At 33.6% G+C, this 18190-nt stretch carries 15 protein-coding genes and 1 tRNA gene; 13 read left to right on the top strand and 3 right to left on the bottom strand.

Annotated elements, in window-relative coordinates; genetic code table 11:
• Window positions 1-194: 194 nt before the first annotated feature.
• The 6 genes from ACWG0P_RS15550 to ACWG0P_RS15525 all read left to right on the top strand — a co-directional run bounded on the left by ACWG0P_RS15550 (window position 195) and on the right by ACWG0P_RS15525 (window position 6661).
• Window positions 195-632, top strand: a complete 438-nt coding sequence (locus ACWG0P_RS15550) for a PaaI family thioesterase (RefSeq protein ID WP_455802493.1) — start codon at window positions 195-197, stop codon at window positions 630-632.
• 93 nt (window positions 633-725) lie between these two features.
• The gene (locus tag ACWG0P_RS15545; RefSeq protein ID WP_455802492.1) at window positions 726-2519 is read left to right on the top strand and encodes an aminopeptidase P family protein; all 1794 of its coding nucleotides are present in this window, start codon (window positions 726-728) and stop codon (window positions 2517-2519) included.
• A gap of 113 nt (window positions 2520-2632) precedes the next feature.
• Window positions 2633-3634 (top strand): Rpn family recombination-promoting nuclease/putative transposase, encoded by a 1002-nt coding sequence (locus tag ACWG0P_RS15540; protein ID WP_455802491.1) that lies wholly within the window; start codon window positions 2633-2635, stop codon window positions 3632-3634.
• A gap of 68 nt (window positions 3635-3702) precedes the next feature.
• Complete coding sequence (locus ACWG0P_RS15535; RefSeq protein ID WP_455802490.1) at window positions 3703-4341, top strand: CpXC domain-containing protein; 639 nt, start codon at window positions 3703-3705, stop codon at window positions 4339-4341.
• Between the two features lie 61 nt (window positions 4342-4402).
• Window positions 4403-5215 carry a hypothetical protein gene (locus ACWG0P_RS15530; RefSeq protein WP_455802489.1) on the top strand — a complete coding sequence of 271 codons (813 nt, stop codon included), beginning with the start codon at window positions 4403-4405 and terminating at the stop codon, window positions 5213-5215.
• A gap of 177 nt (window positions 5216-5392) precedes the next feature.
• The gene (locus ACWG0P_RS15525) at window positions 5393-6661 is read left to right on the top strand and encodes a tetratricopeptide repeat protein (protein ID WP_455802488.1); all 1269 of its coding nucleotides are present in this window, start codon (window positions 5393-5395) and stop codon (window positions 6659-6661) included.
• A gap of 128 nt (window positions 6662-6789) precedes the next feature.
• Here the strand turns inward: ACWG0P_RS15525 and ACWG0P_RS15520 are convergent, their stop codons facing one another.
• The gene (locus tag ACWG0P_RS15520; protein ID WP_455802487.1) at window positions 6790-6963 is read right to left on the bottom strand and encodes a hypothetical protein; all 174 of its coding nucleotides are present in this window, start codon (window positions 6961-6963) and stop codon (window positions 6790-6792) included.
• A 417-nt stretch (window positions 6964-7380) separates the two neighbouring features.
• Here ACWG0P_RS15520 and ACWG0P_RS15515 point away from each other — a divergent pair, with 417 nt between their 5' ends.
• Entirely contained in the window at window positions 7381-8433 is a 1053-nt protein-coding gene (locus ACWG0P_RS15515; protein WP_455802486.1) for an ABC transporter ATP-binding protein, read from the top strand.
• A gap of 55 nt (window positions 8434-8488) precedes the next feature.
• Here ACWG0P_RS15515 and ACWG0P_RS15510 read toward each other — a convergent pair.
• Window positions 8489-8564 (bottom strand) — tRNA-Ala (locus tag ACWG0P_RS15510).
• Window positions 8565-8704: 140 nt separating this feature from the next.
• Between ACWG0P_RS15510 and ACWG0P_RS15505 the strand changes: the two genes are divergently transcribed.
• Complete coding sequence (locus ACWG0P_RS15505; protein ID WP_455802485.1) at window positions 8705-9394, top strand: AzlC family ABC transporter permease; 690 nt, start codon at window positions 8705-8707, stop codon at window positions 9392-9394.
• On the top strand, window positions 9391-9720 hold the full coding sequence (locus ACWG0P_RS15500; protein WP_455793133.1) for a branched-chain amino acid transporter permease: 330 nt from the start codon (window positions 9391-9393) through the stop codon (window positions 9718-9720). The genes ACWG0P_RS15505 and ACWG0P_RS15500 overlap by 4 nt, the downstream gene beginning before the upstream one ends.
• On the opposite strand, the gene ACWG0P_RS15495 is transcribed toward ACWG0P_RS15500, so the two are convergent.
• Window positions 9717-10598 carry a LysR substrate-binding domain-containing protein gene (locus tag ACWG0P_RS15495; RefSeq protein ID WP_455802484.1) on the bottom strand — a complete coding sequence of 294 codons (882 nt, stop codon included), beginning with the start codon at window positions 10596-10598 and terminating at the stop codon, window positions 9717-9719. The two genes, ACWG0P_RS15500 and ACWG0P_RS15495, sit on opposite strands and share 4 nt — an antisense overlap.
• Window positions 10599-10829: 231 nt before the next feature.
• Between ACWG0P_RS15495 and serC the strand changes: the two genes are divergently transcribed.
• The 4 genes from serC (at window position 10830) to ACWG0P_RS15475 (ending at window position 18077) form a co-directional block, all read left to right on the top strand.
• The gene (gene serC / locus ACWG0P_RS15490) at window positions 10830-11915 is read left to right on the top strand and encodes a 3-phosphoserine/phosphohydroxythreonine transaminase (protein ID WP_455802483.1); all 1086 of its coding nucleotides are present in this window, start codon (window positions 10830-10832) and stop codon (window positions 11913-11915) included.
• A gap of 18 nt (window positions 11916-11933) precedes the next feature.
• Window positions 11934-13094 carry a 3-phosphoglycerate dehydrogenase family protein gene (locus ACWG0P_RS15485; RefSeq protein WP_455802482.1) on the top strand — a complete coding sequence of 387 codons (1161 nt, stop codon included), beginning with the start codon at window positions 11934-11936 and terminating at the stop codon, window positions 13092-13094.
• 103 nt (window positions 13095-13197) lie between these two features.
• Complete coding sequence (locus ACWG0P_RS15480; RefSeq protein WP_455802481.1) at window positions 13198-14418, top strand: hypothetical protein; 1221 nt, start codon at window positions 13198-13200, stop codon at window positions 14416-14418.
• Window positions 14419-15920: 1502 nt separating this feature from the next.
• Window positions 15921-18077, top strand: a complete 2157-nt coding sequence (locus ACWG0P_RS15475) for a DNA topoisomerase (protein ID WP_455802480.1) — start codon at window positions 15921-15923, stop codon at window positions 18075-18077.
• Window positions 18078-18190: the final 113 nt, after the last annotated feature.

Here is an 18190-nt window from a genome sequence, read left to right as displayed (position 1 = left end):
TTTTCAAGAATAGTGAATTCTAGAAAAAGTACGAAACTAAATCAATAACGAAAAAAGGTCTCATCCCCTTTACTTAGGGGACTTGGGACCTTTTTACTATCTTCCAAGTGTAAAACTTGAGATTATAGAACAAATTGCGAGAGTTGGTTTCATTAAAATTTGTGCTCGCGCGAAGCGAGAGAATGGAGGCATATATGGAAGAAAAACTAATCAAAGAAAAAATGCAACATTTCCTAGATTTGCGAAGGAGCGAAGAAGGAACAATAAACGCCATGATGGATATGAAAATACTACATTATGACATAGAAAAGAAACGTGTAACAGTATCCTATCCTGTACATAAATGGCAATTGAATCCCGCTAAGAACATGCATGGAGGAATGATTAGTACTGCCTTAGATATGAGTATGGGATGTGCTGCTTATGCTTTTAGTGATGGAACATTTACGCCTACCATACAAATGGCAATCAATTTCAATAAATCTATAAAGGAACATGATGAATTGATTATTGAAGCGGTTTGTGATCATGCTGGAAGTCGTATGGTACAAGTAAGAGCAATCGCAAAAGTGAAAGATTGTGAAGATGTAGTAGCCAGTGCAAATGGTTCCTACGCAGTCAATCACGGTTAAAGAGGACACTTTGTGAAGATTTGAAGAAAAGATATATCCATAAACAAGATTTTAGAGTACAATGTTTATGGATATTTTTATTTGGAGGTATATATGACAATTATAGAAAAATTAAAAGAATTAAGACGTTTAATGGATGAAAGAAATATCAGTGTGTATATGATTCCTACTTCTGATTTTCATGAAACAGAATATGTAGGGGAATATTTTAAGGCAAGATATTATATGTCTGGATTTAGTGGTTCTGCTGGTACCTTGGTAGTTTGTAAAGAATGTGCAGCATTATGGACAGATGGTCGTTACTTTATTCAAGCGGCTAAACAGCTTGAGAACTCGACAATTGAATTGATGCGTCAAGGAGAAGAAGGCGTTCCAACCATTGCACAGTATATCTATGATCATATGAAAGAAAAAGAAGTATTTGGTTTTGATGGAAGAGTAATGAATACAAAATTAACTAAGGCAATCTTAGGAAAGTTGAAAGAAAAAGAAGTTGGTGTTTCTTATGATGAAGATTTAGTAGATATGATTTGGAAAGATCGCCCAACATTACCAAAAGCAAAAGCTTTCTTTTTAACAGAAGCATTCAGTGGAAAAAGTGTTGGCGATAAGTTAAAAGAAATTCGTGAAGAGATGAATCAAAAACATGCGACACATCATATCATAACTTCATTAGATGATATAGCATGGATATTAAATATGCGCGGTGGAGATGTCGAATGTTATCCAGTCGCATTGTCTTACCTTGTGTTAACGCACAATGAAAACTATCTTTTTATCGATGCGGATAAATTGACAAATGAATTGTATCAGGAATTTAAAGCTAATAACATTGTGGTAAAGGATTATGATGCTATTTATGACTTTGTGAAGACGATAGAAGAAGGTAGCACTATTTTATTGGATAGTGGTTTTGTGAATTATGCGATTACACAAAATTTGAAGGACAATATTAAACTTGTGGATTGTACAAATCCATCCCAAATGATGAAAGCAATTAAAAATCCAGTAGAATTAGAGAATAATAAAATTGCACATATACGTGATGGAGTTGCGATGACAAAGTTTATGTACTGGTTAAAGACGAATGTTGGGAAGATGGAAATGAGTGAAATTAGTGCGAGTGATTATCTAAGAGAATTACGTGCACAACAAGAGAATTTCTTGGACGTAAGTTTTGATACTATTTCTGCTTATAAAGAACATGCAGCAATGATGCATTATAGCGCTACTGCTGAAAGTGACGTAATGTTACAACCTGAAGGATTGTTGTTAGTTGATAGTGGTGGGCAATACTTAGAAGGAACTACGGATATTACGCGTACCTTTGTATTAGGTCCTATTTCTGATGAAATACGTTTGCACTTTACTGCAGCACTACGTGGGCATATTGCATTATCGAGAGCACGTTTCTTACATGGTTGTCGTGGCGTGAATTTGGATATCCTAGCTCGTGGACCATTATGGGATATGGACTTAGATTATAAATGTGGAACAGGACATGGTGTTGGACATCTGTTAAATGTTCATGAAGGACCTAATGGTTTCCGTTGGAAAATTGTATCAGATCGTAGCGATAGCTGTATATTAGAAGAGGGAATGACACAATCAAATGAACCTGGGGTTTATGTAGAAGGATCACATGGTATACGTCATGAAAATGAATGTGTTGTACGTAAAGGTGAGAAGAATGAATACGGACAGTATATGTATTTAGAAACAATTACTTTTGTACCATTTGATTTAGACGGTATTGATACAGAATTGTTGACACAATATGAAATCTATTGGTTAAACGAATATCATGAAGCTGTTTATAATAAAATTTCACCATACTTAAACGATGCAGAAAAAGAATGGTTAAAAGAAGCTACAAGAGCAATCTAACAAAAAGTAACAAGTGAGCAAATTTGCTAAACTTGTTACTTTTTTTAGGATTTTTGAAATTTATTTCGTATATACCTATGGAAGGGGTATACCCTTTCCAAGGAGGAATCATAATGATGATCACAAGAAGCAAAGAAGTAAATTTTTGTAATGATGTATTTTTTAAGTATGCATTAAGCGCAGATGATGAGACTTCAATATTCATTCGACATTCTATCATCGAAGAACTCACAGGCATTCATCCCAAAGAAAGCAAAGTTTTAAATCCTATTTTGGATGCGAAGATTATTGGGGAAAAAGGAGTTGTTTTAGATGTTCACGTAAAGGATGAACAAGATAACGAATATGATATTGAAATGCAAACAACCTATATTGGATTGATAGATAATAAACGATTTCAATTGTATTTGACTAGGATGTTATCAAACCAGTTGAGGAAAGGGGATAATTACAAAAAGTTAAAACATGTATATCAAATCGTATTTGTAGATGCAATAGCCCCATGTAATGAAGATTTAATTAATGAATATAAGTTAATGAATAAAGGTGGATATCCTATGGGTGGAGATTCCCTCATAAAAAGTATTTTCATTCATTTGCCAGTAATCAATCGTATTGCGAAAGAAAAGGGAGCCTTACATATGAGTGGATTTGAACAGCTTTGCTATCCGTTTAAAAATAATAGAAATCGTGATATACTGAAGTCAGAGGAAAGGTTGGTGAGAGCAATCATGGAAAAATATCAACACATGCAAGATGATGAAGATCTTTGGTCCATTGCAATGGCAATTGAAATGGGAGAAATGAGAGTGGAAAACCAATTAGAAGAAAGAACTCAAATAGCTCTAGAGCAGGGTATGAAAAAGGGGATTGAAAAAGGAATTAAAGAAGGCATTGAAAAAGGCATTGAAAAAGGTATAGAAAAAGGAATTGAAATAGGTTCTCGTAAAGGCAAAGAGGAAGCATATCTTTCTGTAGTTGCTAATTTGATTATGCAAAAGTTTGAAGCAGATGAAACAACTTGGCTATCTACATTAACCTATGAACAATTACAAGAAATAACAAAAGTATTTATGTCTTGTGAAACACTAATTGAATTAAAAGAAAAAATCTAATAATACAAACGTGTGGTAAACTAGCTTTCTAGCAGTTACCACACTTTTTTAATGACTTCTTTGATTTTATGAGTATAATTAACATCGTGGTGATAGAAATGAAATCAATCTTAGTGGAACTAACATGTACGCAGTGCATGTTTCATACATATCGTAAAAGTGAAACACTGATTCTCTCAGATTTTGAAATACAAGGTAGAGAACAGTTGTTAAATGATACTTTTTTTACTTTTCAATGTCCTCGTTGTGGGCATCTTATCGAATTTATCCATCCTCTAGCATATATTGACAAAGACCATAAATTTGTACTTTACATCAAATCAAAAAAAGACTTTAAAGAAAGTGATCATGCTTTATATAAGGATGATGTTACTTGTAGGAAACGTTATATAAGCAATCATAATGAAATTGCGGAAAAGATTAGAATCTTTGAAGATGATTTAGATGATCGTTGTATCGAAATCATAAAATTTAAGCTTGTTCATCATTTGGAAAAACAGAAACAAAAGAAATGTAGTGTAACTTATTTCGATTATGATGCAATTTCACAAACGATATGGTTTCAAACGACACATGATAAAGAACAACAAATGCTCGCAGTTTTGATGGATGAATATCTACGCCTCGTATCAACTATGTTGAAAGAACGACATGATTATTACAGTGAAGTAAATGCACAGTGGGTATTTGATAACTTCATAAAATAAGATACATTGTTTTATTTGATAACTTGTTTTATAATGTAACTCGTGAATTGAGGGAAATGATATGGAACAAACTACGGATACTATGAATTTAGGAATTACTTTCCAGATGTCGCTGGATTCTTTTCTAGAAGAAAAACATCCCATTAAAAGCACGAACAAAACATCTTATGAACAAGCGTTAAAGAAACTTGAAGAATTAAAACAGTTTCGCAATCCTGTAACAAAGTGCATAATTGCCACAGAAGCAATTCAGTTATGTTCCGATTGTATCGAAGGATACATGGCTTTAGGATTATATACACAAGATGTATATGAAAGAATGGATATTTATAAGAGGGGGATGGAATTAGCTACGATTAATCTAGGTAAAGATTTCTTTCTGCAAAATGTAATAGACTTTTATGACTTGGAAGAATCAAGATCTCTTTTTCATATTAAGTTTGCTTATGCATGTACCTTATTTGAGTTAGGTTTCATGAGAAAAGCCCTTCAACAATTTCAAGAGATATTACATTTAAACCCTAGTGATCATTTTCTTGTACATCACTATGTATATGTACTCTTGTTGTACTTTGAAGATTTGACACAATGCCAAGAACTATTAAATAAATACAATACACAAGATACCTTTCATTCCTATGTTACATTTCTGCTTTATTTAAAACAGGGAGAAATTCAAAAAGCCAAGGAGCATATTCCTACATTAAAGCTAGCGAATCAATTTTTGTATGAAATCATGACGTACAAATCAATGAATATGACACCTCAACAAAAGCAAACAAAACCAGGAAGTGTTGAAGAAGCTGGTTATGTTCATCGTTTATTATCAAGAGTTACACATGCTATGGAAAACTTACACATCTTTATGAGCTAGTAAGGCATCTTAGGTATGTGTTTTCTTTATTGTATCTTCTTGATTTACCTATATTATGTATAAAATATTTAAATATGATATATTTGTGATTTTTTTATTCTTGAATTTGTAAAAATATGGAAATTATTACAGTTTTCCTCTATAATATTTCTTATTAGGGCAAAAAGGAGATAACGCATGAAGGTGAATACTGAAAAGCTGAGTGTTAGCAATGAAAGACTGAGTATCATTGGTAGACTAATTGGTATATATCGAGAAGAACGTAGAGACAATTCACAGAACAGCTGGACACAGAAACGCTTTTGTAAAGACATCTGTAGCCCAAATACTTTAAAGAATATAGAAGCTGGTGGTTTATCAAGATCAATAGAAATCTATGTTGAAATGTTGGATAAGTTTGATTTAAAACTTGGTGAATTTCCTGAAATTGACAAAGCGGTGTATAGACTTACTGAAGAATTGTATGAAGCTACAGAGGATTATAATTTAGAAAAGATAATCGGATTGTCAAATAAAATTCTTCGTATCTTGAATGAAGTTAGTGATTATATTTATTATTCCGAATTAAAAGAACTTTTTGAAAATATAAAAAATCATTATGGTAATAAGATGATGATTAAAGATGAGGTCATTGAAAAATATAAGCAGTTATTATCTGTATCGCCAGATTGTTTTAAAGATATGATTAGGCTTTTAGTATATTTGAAAATCAAAGCTAATAGTGTAGCGGATAAGAATTTATACAAACGATTGGTAGAGGATATCAATTTAATTAACTGCAGCCATGAATTTGTTAAAATAAATCTAATCGATTTCTATTATATTATGGGCAATTATAAAAAGATGGAGTTGTTGATTAATAATCTGATAAAATATTTTCAAGGTAAAAGGAGATTTATTAGATTATTAGATGCTTACAACTATGCAATTGTATTATTTAGTGAACTAGAATTTGAAAAATGTCTACAATACATCAAAGAATCTGAGGCAATCGTAAGTGAAAACATATTGCCAGAAACAAAGGTAAGCGAATATTATACAAATGTTGCATATGCATATCATTTAAACGAACAATATGAAAATGCATTGAATTACTACTATAAGGGATTGCAACAAGAACATAGAGACTTCATAGATTCATATATGTTTATGGCAGATTGTCAAAATCGATTGAATTTACCAATTGATATTCCTTTTGTAGATGAAGATGTCTATGTGCAATATCCTATCGATGTTAAGTATATGTATAAATATTTCACTTTTGATAATAGTGTTCCTGATTTTGTGAAAGAAAATTATATCTTGAAGAAAATAGTACCATTATTAACAGACCCGGAGTACATCAAAGTGTTTCGTTATGAAATTTTAAGGCTAGTGAATAAAAGTGGACACTATAAATGTACATATATGTTTGAATCATTAGTAGAAAAAAACATTAAAAAATGAGTTGATGTTTTTTTGTAAAAGTATAAATAAAAGCACTATGTTTGAAAAAAAATGAACTAACTCCAATTTTATTGAGTAAATCTCTATAATCCTTTATGATATGCATGTTAACGATGATATGCATATGGTCAATGGTATTGATAGAGTTTGGTCAATATGAAAAAAATTGTAATAGCGGCTGTTTGTGGCTTATGCCTAATGGCTGGTGCTGTTGTAGCTTCTGGTGCTGAAGTAACAGTTGCTGGTTCTGGTGGCGGCATCCACGTAATAGTATAACAAACGAAATCAACTTCTTCTTCCATAAGAAGTTTTTTTCTTTTATGTATGTACTTGTTTTGATATTTTTTGTAATTTTCAAGGATAATTTGCTGGTTTTTGAAAAATTGTTAACTGTTGGTGATTTTATTGTGGATGATTCATATATGGAGTATTATGTAGTCATCAGGTAGGGGTATTACCTGATAGGGTACAAAGTGTGCGGTATAAGAATGAGATGACCCAATGTTAAAAACCATCCCCAAGTTTCTAACATGATCAATCATTATGATATAAATGCTTTCAGTATTTATTCTCGCTTATATTAAGACAAGCTAATCTACGCTTATTTAGTTTGTGTCTCTTTGTTTGGAAGAGTTGGTAACTGTAACTTTTGTTGCAGTTACTTTTTCTTTTCATTTGATAGGAATAATGATAAACTTACAATGAATTGGAGTGAGTTCATGACGAGATTACAACTTAATCATTTAGATAAGAATTATGGTAATATAAAAGCGGTTAGGGATATAAGCTTGGATATAAAGGAAAAAGCATTTATTGTGTTAGCTGGGCCATCTGGGTGTGGGAAGACTACTCTACTCCATATGATTGCAGGGTTTTTGAAATGTGATAAAGGAAGTATTATGCTTGATGGCAATTGTATTGATGAACGAGTTCCATCATTAAGGGAAATTGCTATGGTTTTTCAGGATGCGGCCTTGTTTCCAGATATGAGTGTACAGGAGAACATTGAAATTGGGTTGGCACAAAGTGGATTGCAAGATGATGTTATTCAAGAACGTGTACAAGAAATGGCTGCTTTGGTAGATATAAGCGAATTGTTGAATCGTAAGGCGAAAACATTATCGAGTGGTCAAAAGCAAAGGGTGTCTATCGCAAGAGCTTTGGTAAGGCGTCCTAAAGTATTCTTAATGGATGAGCCTTTAAGTGCATTGGATGCGAGATTGAAATCTCAACTAAGAATTGAAATTGCGATGTTGTATCAAAAAATGGATGCGACATTTCTATATGTAACACATGATCAAATAGAGGCTATGACAATGGCAGATATATTGATTGTGATGAAGGATGGGAAGTTTCAACAAGTGGGAACGCCTTTGGATATTTATCATCATCCTAAGAATTTGTTTACGGCGTCTTTTTTAGGAAAATATGAAATCAATCAGTTTAAGGCAAGTGTTCAAAATCAACAAGTAGTTTTTAAGGAAAGCGTGCTTTGTGAAGCAAGGGGTGTGCTTGATGAGCAGATTATTATTGGTGTGAGGCCTGAACATCTGTTCATGGATATAGATCATGGGTATCTTGGAAAGATTGTCCTTGTGGAGAATTTAGGAGATGAGTTATATTATCATATCGAGTGGGAGGATCAACTTCTTATGATGAAGGGGGCTTTGTCTGATGGATTGAGATGTGGGGATGTGGTGAACTTTAACTTTCGTGTTCAAGATGCATTTTACTTTTATGCGTCTACACAAGAGCGATTCATACCCGAATAAATAAAAAAAGATCTCGATAAGCGACATGCCCTTCGAAATCTTTTGTGTACTAATATGGTGGAGCTTATCGGGATCGAACCGATGACCCCCTGCGTGCAAGGCAGGTGCTCTCCCAGCTGAGCTAAAACCCCATTTAGTGCTAATTAAATATACCATAAGGGGGTCATCATTGTCAATTCCCCTTTTATTATTTTCATAACATTTTAGATGGGACATTGTCAAATAAGGTGAAATGCTTTACAATAATACAAAAAAATGAGGTGAGAATAGAATGTTAAGGGATATCAAAGAAGCGTTGCGCTTGTCCTTTCCAGTAATGGTTGGGTACATATTTTTAGGGATTGCGTTTGGATTGTTGTGTGAAAAACAGGGGTATTCATGGATTTGGGCATTCTTGATTAGCTTTAGTGTATATGCTGGGAGTATGCAGTTTGTATTATTAACATATCTTCATTCAGGTGTTTCACTTCTTGAAGTTGCGATTGTGACTTTATCAGTAAACGCAAGACAAATATTTTATGGATTATCATTCTTGAATGATTTTTCTAGGATGGGGAAAAAGAAATGGTATATGATTTTCTCGTTGACTGATGAAACCTATTCTTTATTATGTAGTATTTCAAATAGGGAAGAGGAACGAGGAAAGCGTCTTATGTTTTTGATTGCTTTGTTTGATCAGGTGTATTGGGTGTTAGGCTCTGTTATTGGCGCGACGCTAGGGATGTTGATAACATTTCAAACCAAAGGGATTGATTTTGCGATGACTGCGTTATTTACGGTTATCTTAATAGAGCAGTGGATAGCGGCGAAGCGACATGTATCAATCGTGTGTGCTTTGATTGCAGTGGGTGTAAGTGCTGTTTGTTTTGGATTAGAGAACTTTTTATTGCCTGCACTTATTCTACTAGTTGTATTGTTAATTATATTTAGGAAGAACGTAGAAGGGGGAGAAGCGCTATGACAACTTGGGAAACATTAAGTGTGATTGGGGTAGTAGTTGCGTGTACGTTTCTTACAAGGGCATTGCCGTTTCTTGTGTTTAAAGATGCGAAAAAAATCCCAAATATCATATTGTACTTGGGAAGAGTATTGCCTATGGCGATTATGTTTTGTTTGGTTCTTTATTGTATACGTTCAACTACATTCTTGAAATATCCCTATGGAATACCTGAAGTGCTAGGAATACTGATTGTAGGTATCTTACATGTATGGAAACGCAATAATATCATTAGTATTGTAGGAGGAACGTTTTGTTATATGATTATGGTACAGTTTATATTTCTCTAGGACTCTTTTAAATCTAGTAAGAATGAGGTATAGAAATCCGTAAAGATACTATTTTTTAATGTAATGAAATTGAATTCACGGGTAATTTGAAAATCATCAAGAGGAATGATTTCGAATTGTCCGTTTTTTAATTCTTCTAGTACAGCTGCTTCATAAAGAAACGTGATTCCTTGTTGTTGTTTGATAAGTTCTTTAATCGCATGGATGTTGCCAATTTCTAAGGTGTTTTTAAAGTCTGTGATGGTTAAGTTTTGTTCATCTAAAACACGCTCTAGGATTTCTCTAGTACCAGAACCGCATTCACGTATGATAAGTGTTTCATGTAAGAGTTCTTCTAGTTTACATATGGAGTTGGAAAGTGGATAGTCTTTCGATTTAATTGGAATGAAGCGTTGTTTGGATAGAAGGTGATAGGTATAGTCGTTTTTCTTAAAGTAACCTTCTACAAAGGCAAAATCGATTTGTCCATTGTTGAGCATATCTAAAAGTGTACTTGTGTTTTCAACAAGCATAGAGATTGATGTATCAGGATGATTATCTAATAGGGTTGTAAACTTATTTGGAAGGATAAATTCTCCGATGGTTCTAGTTGCACCGATGCGTATATGATCCATATGGTCTTTTCCACTGCACATAATTTCCTTAAGTTTGTTTTCATCACTTGCAAAGCGTAAACTATATTTTAAAAGGAGCTCTCCTTGTTTGCTAAGACGTAATTGTTTGTTTTCATGTGTGAATAATTTTACTTGATAAAGGTTTTCTAGATATTGAATGTGTTGGGTTACAGCGGGTTGGCTCATACATAATTGTTCTGCGGCTTTCGTGTAGTTCAACGTTTTTGATAATGCAATAAAAGTGTAGATACGAAAATCTAGCATAAAACTCACTCCTATTCTATATGTTGTAAGTATAACACGTTTTGCGAGGATAGAAAAATTTTAGTTTTGTCTACGTTTTGTGAACATATGTACACAGAATGTCTTCGTATGTAAAACTGTTACATTTTTGCTTACAAATTATTTCAAAGTTACTTTCATTTTATTTCATTTGTGCTATAATACTAACTAATAACATAAATTGTTATCGAAGAAAGGAAGGTGCCAATATTTATGGCCGAAAACAGAATTTTCAACTTTTCAGCAGGTCCAAGCATGCTGCCACTGGAGGTGTTACAAAAAGCACAATCGCAAATGTTAAACTACGAGGGCAGTGGTATGTCGGTCATGGAGATGAGTCATCGTTCCAAAGCATATGATCAGATTATTGTAGAAACACAGGCAAAATTACGTAAACTAATGAATATACCAGATAATTATAAGGTATTATTTTTACAAGGAGGAGCTTCCATGCAATTTGCAATGGTTCCTTTAAACCTTATGAAAACTGGAAAAGCCGATTATATCGTGACAGGAAACTTTGCGAACAATGCCTATAAGGAAGCATGTAAATTTGGAGAAATTCATGTTGCTGCATCTAGCAAGGATAGAAATCATACGTATATTCCTGCACAGGAAGAATTATCTTTAGATCCAAAAGCAGACTATGTATATCTATGTTCAAACAATACAATTTATGGAACAGAATGGAATTATGTTCCAGAAACAAATGGAGTACCAATCGTAGCGGATATGTCTAGTGATATCCTAAGTCGTCCAGTAGATGTAAGTAAGTATGGAGTTATTTTTGCTGGTGCACAAAAGAATATGGGTTGTGCAGGATTGACAGTTGTCATTATTCGCGAAGACTTACTAGGATTTGCGAAAGAGAATGTCCCTGTAATGTTAGATTATAAAACAATGGCAGAGAAAGATTCTATGTACAATACGCCTCCTACGTATGCAATCTATATTTTAGGACTCGTATTAGAATGGATTGAAAACATGGGTGGATTAGAAGCCATGGCAAAACATAATGAACAAAAAGCAAAACGTTTATATGATTTCTTAGACAGTTCTACGTTCTATAAACCAGCTGCGGATAAAGATGCTCGTTCTTTAATGAATGTAACATTCCGTACAGCCAATGAAGAATTGGATGCATTGTTTGCGAAAGAAAGTGCAGCTGATGGAATGAGCAATTTAAAAGGTCATCGTGCAGTAGGTGGTATGCGTGCATCTATCTATAATGCAATGCCAGTAGAAGGTATTGATACGTTAATCGATTTTATGAAGAAATTTGAAGCAGAACATAAATAGTAGATAAAGGGAGAATATATGAAAGTAAAGTTATTTAATAAGATTGCGGATATTGGAATCAATCAATTTGATAAAGATAAATATGAATTTTCTGAAGAATTCGAAAATTATGATGCTGTTTTAGTACGTAGTGCAAAGCTTCATGATGTAGAATTTCCTAAAGATTTAAAATGTATTGCAAGAGCTGGAGCAGGCGTGAATAACATTCCTTTGGATAAATGTAGTGAACAAGGAATTGTTGTCTTTAATACTCCAGGAGCAAATGCAAATGCCGTTAAGGAATTAGTAATTGCGGCCTTATTGATGTCTTCTCGTAAAATTACGAAAGGTATCGAATGGGTTCACACCATCGAAGAAGATGATATGAGTAAAGTTGTTGAAAAAGGTAAAAGCAACTTTGTAGGACCTGAAATTGCAGGTAAAAAACTTGGAGTTATTGGGTTAGGGGCAATCGGTGTTCTTGTGGCAAATGCCGCTGCAGCATTAGATATGGATGTGTATGGATATGATCCATATGTTTCTGTACAAGCTGCTTGGACTTTAAAGGCACGCGTTCATCATGTCAAAGACTTAAAACAGATATTTGAAGAATGCGATTATATTACAGTGCATGTACCATATAATGACAAGACAAAGAACATTGTAGATGCACAAGGTATTGAAAGTATGAAAGAAGGCGTACGTGTATTAAACTTTGCACGTGGTGGTCTAATCGATGATGATGCGATGATTAAAGCATTAGAAGCAGGAAAAATTGGTGCTTATATTACAGATTTCCCTTCAAAGGAATTGTTGAAGTTTGATAATGTAATCGGGATTCCTCATTTAGGGGCTTCTACTCCTGAAAGTGAAGACAATTGTGCTGTTATGGCTGCAAAGGAAATTATGGAATTCTTGGAAACAGGGAATATTACACATTCTGTAAATCTTCCAGATGTTCAGATGGCACAAGGTGCGAAATACCGTATTTGTATTATTAACCGTAATATTCCAGATATGTTAAGCTCTATGACTTCAAACTTAGCAAAAGTTGGAGTGAATATCGAAAACATGTTCAGTAAGGGACGTGGAGATTATGCATATACAATATTGGAAACAAACGATGAAGTAAGCAATGAGTTGATTGATCGAATTCACGAAAGAGAAGGTATCATCAGCGCACGTCTTATTGTTGCGTAATTAGAAATAGCCAGTATCTAATGTAATAGGTACTGGTTTTTTTATGTTTGGCTGTAATATATTGAATAATTTGTTATAATAATTCCATAACAAGGTGATAAAGATGGAAAAAATCATAGTAAGTGAAAATAAAATTGTATTTATAGTAGGAATCATTACGACTACTTTTTTCTCTATTATTCTAGGTGTTAGTGTTCTATCCTCCTTGATTGTAGGAGACATTAGTAGTGCATTGTTTTGTATTGTAGTCTTTGGTTTCTTTCTGATGTTAGGTATTTATTTGTTAATGTTATATCATTATCATAAACTAAGAATAAGCGAAGAAGAGTGTGAGTATATAAATTGGTTGGGGAAAAAAAGAATTTTTCATTGTAAGGACATTAGATGTTGTGAAGTCGTAGTTTCTAAGTTTTTGATTTCAAATGTTTCCTATAGACTCTGTGATAGTGATAAGAACAGTTTGGCTGATTTTAAAAGCAATATGAAAAATGCCTCACAAGCTATTGCGTACTTCAATGAAAAAAATATAGCTATTAAATCTTGTGAAGCGAATGTATTTGTTAAAAATTCTATAATTCATTCAGATGAAACTATAAAAGAACAGGAAATAAAAGAACTTGGGAAACAAATGAGCAAGACAAAGGTTAAAAAGATGAAAAAAATCATACGTATTTTATCCTACGTGCATACGTTTCTTTTACTCATAGTCTTTGTTGCTCTACCGATTCGATGGGTATTTCTAATCTTTGCAATTTCTCCTATGTTATATTACTTTTTATATCTTTGGATATATCCAAGAATGGTATGTGAAATTCGAAAAGAGGAGAAAACAAGCTGGAAGAATTCTCATATAAAAGTTCCGTTTTTACCCATTCTTTCATCTATTATCATCTTACTTATAAATGCAGATACGATGAATTTAAGAAATGAAGGTTATTTTTTTGTGTTGGTCTTTATATTCGCTATTATTCTATTTATTCCATTTGTAGGAATTTCTAAACGTCGCGATGAAAAGATACGTAAAGGGAAGTGGATTTTAGTATTTCTTGCTTTAGTGGCATATAGCTTTTCATCTATGTTTGCGTGGAATTGGATTTCTAGGGTAAAAGCACCAGTACATGAATCTGCCTTTGTTGTGGATAAGAAAAGTCATCGTTCGCGTAATAGAAGAGACTATACTATTGAAATACGTCGTTATAATGGAGAGACAACATGGCTGACGATATCACGGAGTATGTATGAAACTATATCGAATAAAAGTAGTGTTGAATTGTGTAAACGAGTGAGCATATTTGGCGTAGAATATTGGTATGTGCATTTTTAAATTTTGTGAAATATACGATATATGATATTGTTAGATAGCGTAAAATTGGATATAATAAAGATGCTAAATCATAAGAACTGTCTACTGGACAGGGAAAGGGAACGAGAGGTCACTCGTTCCCTTTTTGTTGGAAGGTGCTAAATCATGAGAAAGTACACTGGCACTTTATGTATCCCCGCCCATCCCCATTTAGATACTACTTACCTTTACGCCGTAAAAGGGAAAGAGTAAGAACGAGTATCAAATAGGTGATACATAATTCAGCCATGTGTTCCTTTCCAAGTGATCAGCACAACTACTCTTATGCATACACACCCCTCCACTATACTTAATACGAGGAAGACTTTAAAAATCCTAAATAAAATGAAAAATAATCAAGTTTGTTTGATGGATTCATAGGAATATACGATATATGATATTGCGAGAGAGAGAAAAATTTATTATAATAAAGATGCTAAATCATAAGAACTGTCTACTGGACAGGGAAAGGGAACGAGTGCTCGCTCGTTCCCTTTTTGTTGGAAGGTGCTAAATCATGAGAAAGCACACTGGCACTTTATGTATCCCCACCCATCCCCATTTGGATACTACTTACCTTTACGCCGTAATAGAGAAAGAGTAAGAACAAGTATCAAATAGGTGATACATAATTCAGCCATGTGTTCCTTTCCAAGTGATCAGCACAACTACTCTTATGCATACACACCCCTCCACTATACTAAATACGAGGAAAACTTTAAAAATCCTAAATAAAATGAAAAATAATCAAATTTATTTGATGGATTCATAGGAATATACGATATATGATATTGCGAGAGAGATAAAAATTTATTATAATGAAGATGCTAAATCATAAGAACTGTCTACTAGACAGGGAAAGGGAACGAGTGACCTCTCGTTCCCTTTTTGTTAGGAGGTGCTAAATCATGAGAAAGTACACTGGCACTTTATGTAATCCCACCCATCCACTATACTTAATACGAGGAAAACTTTAAAAATCCTAAATAAAATGAAAATAATCAAATATGTTTGATGGATTCATAGGAATATACGATATATGATATTGCGAGAGAGAGAAAAATTTATTATAATAAAGATGCTAAATCATAAGAACTGTCTACTGGACAGGGAAAGGGAACGAGTGACCTCTCGTTCCCTTTTTGTTGGAAGGTGCTAAATCATGAGAAAGTACACTGGCACTTTATGTATCCCCACCCATCCCCATTTAGATACTACTTACCTTTACGCCGTAATAGGGAAAGAGTAAGAACAAGTATCATATAGGTGATACATAATTCAGCCATGTGTTCCTTTCCAAGTGATCAGCACAACTACTCTTATGCATACACACCCCTCCACTATACTTAATACGGAATAAAATTAAAAAATCCTAAAGATTGTGATAATTTTTTAAAATCACATATTTTAAAATTAAAAAAATACTGAACGAAAATGAATAAATTTGGTATAATCTAATTTAGAATAAAGAAAGGGTGAGGCAAATGCGTTCTCTAATTATTGCGGAAAAGCCAGAGCTTGGAAGAGCCATTGCGGCATCCATTGATGGTCCTAACAAAGAAGTGCGTGGGGTTATTGTAAAGAAGAATGTAATCATTACATGGGCATATGGACATTTGCTTCGTCTTTGTGAACCAGATGAATATGATGAAAAGTATAAGAAGTGGAAGAAAGAAGATTTACCAATTTGTTTTGAGGATTGGAAATTAGTTCCCGATGGGAATAAAAAAGATCGTGTGATGCAAATCATTGAGTTGATGGCGCAATGTGATCAAATCATTCATGCTGGTGACCCGGATGATGAAGGACAGTTTTTGATTGATGAAATTCTGGATTATGCAGGAAATACGAAACCTGTGAAGCGTGTATATATTAACGATAATACTCCTGCTAATATTCGAAAAGCATTTCATGAATTGATTGATAATGATGAAAAGCTTAAAGCAGTAGGAGATAGTGCGTATGCTAGAGCAGTTGCGGATTATGTAGTTGGAATCAATTATTCACGTTTATTTTCATTATCTTTGCGACGTAAAGGAATGAGTGTTGGACGTGTACAAAGCCCAACTTTAGGGTTAATTGTAGCTAGAGATGAACAAATTGATTCTCATGTGAAACAAAAATATTATGAATTGATGATACAAGGTCATATTGAGGATCCATTGGCTGATATTGGACTACAACTGAAACCTAAAAAAGATATTTTGGAAGATGACAAACATATTTTACAACGAGGTGTGATGGAAGATATCGAAGCAGATATTATGAAGGAAGTATCTCGTAAGGTAAAAGTAGAAGAAAAAATGATGGATGTTAAACCACCATTGCCTTTTAATCTTGCGAAATTACAAGCACATATGAATAGCAAGTTTGGTTTTGATTTAAGTAAGACGGATCAGATTACGCAGACATTACGTGATAAATACCAAGCAATCACGTATAATCGAAGTGATTCACAATACTTAAAAGAAGAACATTTTACAGAAGCAAATAAGGTATTACCTCATGTGATGGGAAAGTTACAAGAAGAATATCCTGTAAATTATCAAATTCATTCAGAATGTTTTAATGATAAATTTGTAACGGCACATCATGCGATTATACCAACGATGTCAGACTTTAAAATTGAAGCGTTATTACCGGATGAACGAAAGGTCTATGAAGAAATTGCACGTTACTATATTATGCAGTTTTTACCTCCGATTAAGAAACGTCAAATTACAGCAGTTGTGAAAACAGAGCATGGTGATTTAAGAGCGGCAAGTACGTTTATAATGGATGAAGGATATAAACAGCATTTTCAAGCGGATAAAGAAGAAAAAGAAAATGATGAAGAGGAAGATTCTTCTAAGTTTGACATTCCAGCTGGTACATATGAGATTACTTTAAGTAATAGTGAAATTGCGGAGAAAGAAACGAATCCACCCAAACGCTATACGCAGGCTACCTTGATTAAGGATATGACGAGCATTGCGAAATATGTGCAAGATAAAGAAATCAAGGAAATCTTGAAGAAAAAAGATAAAGATAAAAAAGGCGAGAATGGTTCTATTGGGACAAGTGCTACTCGTTCTTCGATTGTGGAAACCTTAATGAAGCGTCACTATGTTGAGATGCAAGGAAAGAATATTGTATCGACACAATTAGGAAAAGATTTTTATCATGTTTTACCTGACGAAATTAAAAAACCAGATTTAACCGCGAAGTGGTGGGTGATACAAGAAGATATCAAAGAGGGAAAAGCGGATGTGAAGACCTTGGTAGATAGTGTATTAGAAGCTTTCGTTCCTCATCTTCATAAAGACTATTCAAATATAAGAGTTGGGGGAGATGTACCTATTGATGATTCACGTGAAGCAATTGGATTATGTCCAGTTTGTGGAAATAAAATCGTTGAAAATAGCAAAGGGTTTGGTTGTGTGAATTATCGAAATGGATGTAAATTTGCTTTATGGAAGGAAGATCGTTTCTTTCTTGATATTGATAAAGAAATTACAAAGCCAATGGCAGAAAAACTTTTACAGGATAAATATTGTCTTGTGAAGATTATGGAAGAGGAACAAGAAGTAGTAAAAGTGTTGCAGTTGGGTGTTAGAAATGGAAGAGCCGTTTATAGACTCTTGGATAAAACGGGAGTGTAAAATAAAGTGTGTAAATTAGATAAGCGTACGATATCTAATATGCACACTTGTTTTATTTAATAAAAATGTGATAAATTATAAAACTGAATATGAAAGAGGTGAAGACCATGACA

This window comes from Amedibacillus sp. YH-ame6, from assembly GCF_053848845.1.
Note: the sequence above shows the minus strand (reverse complement) of the source record. Positions and strands in the feature narration are given on the sequence as shown.

Coding starts and splice junctions, on each gene's coding strand:
- ACWG0P_RS15550 (WP_455802493.1), top strand. CDS start 195: ATGGAAGAAAAACTAATCAAAGAAAAAATGCAACATTTCCTAGATTTG.
- ACWG0P_RS15505 (WP_455802485.1), top strand. CDS start 8,705: ATGTTAAGGGATATCAAAGAAGCGTTGCGCTTGTCCTTTCCAGTAATG.
- ACWG0P_RS15530 (WP_455802489.1), top strand. CDS start 4,403: ATGGAACAAACTACGGATACTATGAATTTAGGAATTACTTTCCAGATG.
- serC (WP_455802483.1), top strand. CDS start 10,830: ATGGCCGAAAACAGAATTTTCAACTTTTCAGCAGGTCCAAGCATGCTG.
- ACWG0P_RS15545 (WP_455802492.1), top strand. CDS start 726: ATGACAATTATAGAAAAATTAAAAGAATTAAGACGTTTAATGGATGAA.
- ACWG0P_RS15480 (WP_455802481.1), top strand. CDS start 13,198: ATGGAAAAAATCATAGTAAGTGAAAATAAAATTGTATTTATAGTAGGA.
- ACWG0P_RS15535 (WP_455802490.1), top strand. CDS start 3,703: ATGAGTATAATTAACATCGTGGTGATAGAAATGAAATCAATCTTAGTG.
- ACWG0P_RS15475 (WP_455802480.1), top strand. CDS start 15,921: ATGCGTTCTCTAATTATTGCGGAAAAGCCAGAGCTTGGAAGAGCCATT.
- ACWG0P_RS15520 (WP_455802487.1), bottom strand. CDS start 6,963: ATGGAAGAAGAAGTTGATTTCGTTTGTTATACTATTACGTGGATGCCG.
- ACWG0P_RS15525 (WP_455802488.1), top strand. CDS start 5,393: ATGAAGGTGAATACTGAAAAGCTGAGTGTTAGCAATGAAAGACTGAGT.
- ACWG0P_RS15500 (WP_455793133.1), top strand. CDS start 9,391: ATGACAACTTGGGAAACATTAAGTGTGATTGGGGTAGTAGTTGCGTGT.
- ACWG0P_RS15485 (WP_455802482.1), top strand. CDS start 11,934: ATGAAAGTAAAGTTATTTAATAAGATTGCGGATATTGGAATCAATCAA.
- ACWG0P_RS15540 (WP_455802491.1), top strand. CDS start 2,633: ATGATGATCACAAGAAGCAAAGAAGTAAATTTTTGTAATGATGTATTT.
- ACWG0P_RS15495 (WP_455802484.1), bottom strand. CDS start 10,598: ATGCTAGATTTTCGTATCTACACTTTTATTGCATTATCAAAAACGTTG.
- ACWG0P_RS15515 (WP_455802486.1), top strand. CDS start 7,381: ATGACGAGATTACAACTTAATCATTTAGATAAGAATTATGGTAATATA.